Raw genomic sequence first — 3,087 nt, forward strand, 5'->3', positions numbered from 1 at the left:
GCCCGGCGCAGGCCGAGCAGCGGCCGGCGCAGCAGGCCGTCGCGGGGACGCATGCCGCCCAGCGACCGGGCCCCCGCACCACGGGCAAGCCGCAGCAGCACGGTCTCGGCCTGGTCGTCCAGGGTGTGTCCGAGCAGGATGGCGCGGGCGCCCAACCGGTCCGCCGCCGCGAACAGCGCTGCGCGGCGGGCCTCGCGGGCGGCGCCCTCCGAGCGGGGCGTGTGCGCGGTCAACACCTCGACCGGCCGCAGCTCCAGTTCCCGGCCAAGGTCCGCGACGCTATGCGCGCGGTTCGTGGAGTACTCGTCCCAGCCGTGATCGACGACGAGAAGGCCGGCGCGCAGCGCCCGGCGGGGGGCGACGAACGCGAGCGCCGCGGCCAGCGCCAGCGAGTCGGGACCGCCGGAGCAGGCGACGAGCACCAGCTCACCCGGGCCGAGATCGGCGATGGCGGAACGGACCGCGAGGCGCATCGCGGCGACCGCGGGGCTCGGCGCCCGGCTCGGGCGCTCGCGCGCCGGGCCGTCCTGATGATCGCCGGCGAGGGCGGAGGTCACCAGGGCGGCCGGACCGTGGAGACGCCGACGGCTCCGCGGACCATGCCGGTCACGCCGAGATCGACGGACGGCTGCCCAGGACGCGCTGCATCCACGCGGTCGGGTCGGTCAGCTCGGCACGGGTCGGCAGCGTCGCCGGCGACTCCCACACCGTGTTAAAGCCGCCCACGCCGGCTTCCGCGACGACGGCCCGCACGAACGCGCCGCCCTGGCGGTACTGCTGAAGCTTCAGGTCCAGGCCGAGCAGGCGCCGGATGAAGCGGTCGACCGGTGAGCCGCCGTCGCGCCGGCCCTCGAACTTCGACCGGATGTCGGCGACGGTCGGCACCACCCGGGGGCCCACCGCGTCCATCACCTGGTCCGCGTGGCCCTCCAGCAACGTCATGATTGCCTGGAGCCGGTCGAGCACGGCTCGCTGCGCCGGTGTCTGCAGCGCCTCGACGACACTCGGGCTGTCCGGCCCGCGGTCGAACACCGCACCGCGCAGAGCGGCCACCGCCGAGCGCACCCGGTCGGCGAGCACGTCCGGATCAAGATCGGTGGCCTCGATGAACGAGGTGATCTCGGACTCGAGGTGGGCCCGCAGCCACGGCACGGCGGTGAACTGGCTGCGGTGGGTCTGCTCGTGCAGGCACACCCACATCCGAAAGTCCCGCGGCACGACGCCCATCGTGGCCTCGGCGTGGGCGATGTTGGGCGCCACCAGGCTGAGCCGGCCGACCGTCACCGGGGTGGCGGCGTCCAGCGCGCCCGCCGGGCCGCCCAGGTACTCCTCGGGCGGCAGGAAGATCTCGAACTGGCCGAGCACCTTGCCGGCCAGGTACGCCAGCGCCGTGCCCAGCTGGACTCCGGTGACCCGGCGCCCGACCGCGGCTGAGAAGCGGCTGCGCTGCTGCTCGGACAGCTTGGCCAGCAACGGCGTGGTCAGCACGCGCAGGCCCGCCACGTTGGAGCGCACCCATTCGGGCCGGTCCACCACGTTGATCGGGGTCGGCACGCCGGCCGGCGTGAGATGGGTGTAGTCCTCGACGTGCCGCTCGGCTTCCACCGCGAGGCGGCGCAGCTCGGCGACGACATCGGCGGCCTGCTCTCGGCTGATCTGCGGGCCGGGGCGGACCAGCTTCTTCGCCGTCGTCACGGCGAGTTCCCAGTCGACCAGCTCGGCATCCACGAATCCGAGCGTACCGGGCTGGACCCAGGTCTGCTCCCGCGTCGCGGAGGCCGGTCCGGGCTCGCGGATCGAACACCTGACAGGGACCGGCGTGTCCGGCCCGCGCGGGCGGGGTCAGCGCGCCGGGGCGGGCGCGCCGGCCGCGGGGGCCCGGCAACCGCACCTGGCGAGGGCGGTGGCGATCCGGTCCAGCGCGGCCTTGGTTCCGCTGACCTCCTCGGCCGGGGAGAGGAACGCGAACAGCAGCAGCCGGCCGTCGGCGTCCACGACCTGGCCGGCAAGGCTGCTGACGTTGCGCAGAGTGCCGGTCTTCGCCCGTACCTCGCCGGCCCCCGCGGCGGTGTCGCCGGAGGTGAACCGGTCGCCGAGGGTTCCGGAGAATCCGGCCACGGGCAGCCCGGTCAGCAGATCACGCAGCGCTGGGCGGACGGGCAGGACGGCCGCTCGCAGCACCGCGATGAGGGTCGCGGGTTCGATCAGATCGCTGGTGGAGAGCCCACTGACGTCGTACAGGCTCGCCCCCGCCGTGGGCAGGCCGAGCTCCGCGAGGGTGCCGGTCACGGCGCGCACCGCCCCGGCGAACGACGCGGGCAGGCCGCGGTGACGGGCGACCAGCCGGCCGAGACTCTCGGCCAGGTCGTTGTCCGACTCGGACAGCATCTTCCGGACCAGGACCCGGACAGGCGGGCTGTCCACGGCGGCGACCTGGTGGGCCGATGGTTGGGCCGGCCCCGTGCCGACCGAGCCGACGGCGATTCCCGCCATCCTCAGCGCGCCGCCGAACACCGCCGTCGCCGCCGCCGCCGGATCGGCGGCGCGCGCTCCGGTGGCACCGGGAGCAGCGCGCCCCGCGTCCAGTTCGAGCGCGGACACGGGGGCGACGTCACCGTCGGTGACGTAGTTGTCGCGCCAGCCCGGGGCCCGGTCGGGACCGGTGAACAGCGACCCGTCGCCGATCACCCGGCTGACGGAGGTGATGCCCGCGGCCCGGACCTGGTGGACGAGGTCCGCGAGCCGGGCGGGCGTCGGGTAGCCGTCGGGTCGGGCGGCGGCAGTGAGCGTCGGATCTCCCGCACCGACCAGCCACAAAGTGCCGCCCGGTGCCGTCGCGGCGGCACCGGTGGGCGGGCTGTAGACCACCGTCGTCCGCAGTCTGGCGTCGGGGAAGGTGGCGAGGGCCGCGGTGGCGACCGCGGTCTTGAGCGTCGAGGCCGGCGTGGCCGGTGTCCGTCCCCGGATGTCGAGCAGCACCTTCCCCGTCAGCGCGTCGACGACGTACGCGGCCGGCCCGGCGAGGCCGGGGTCCTGGAGGGGCCCGGCGAGCTGGGCGGCGAGGGCGGCTGGGCTCGGCGTGGGCGC

The 3,087-nt window shown here is 75.4% G+C and carries 3 protein-coding genes; all 3 read right to left on the reverse strand.

The window, feature by feature from the left end; translation table 11 throughout:
- Positions 1 to 473 (reverse strand): tRNA lysidine(34) synthetase TilS (gene tilS, locus MXD58_RS23805; RefSeq protein ID WP_250609961.1); only part of this gene is annotated, 473 nt, incomplete at its 3' end.
- A 133-nt stretch (positions 474 to 606) separates the two neighbouring features.
- Positions 607 to 1,728: an Rv3626c family coenzyme F420 biosynthesis-associated protein gene (locus MXD58_RS23810; RefSeq protein WP_248838214.1), complete on the reverse strand. Its 1,122-nt coding sequence runs from the start codon at positions 1,726 to 1,728 to the stop codon at positions 607 to 609.
- Between the two features lie 114 nt (positions 1,729 to 1,842).
- Positions 1,843 to 3,087, reverse strand: a 1,245-nt coding sequence (gene dacB / locus MXD58_RS23815) for a D-alanyl-D-alanine carboxypeptidase/D-alanyl-D-alanine endopeptidase (protein ID WP_250609960.1), incomplete at its 5' end; no start/stop codon positions are given.

Origin of the sequence: Frankia sp. AgKG'84/4 (assembly GCF_023242965.2) — a bacterium.
In the GTDB taxonomy this organism is placed as follows: Bacteria; Actinomycetota; Actinomycetes; order Frankiales; family Frankiaceae; genus Frankia.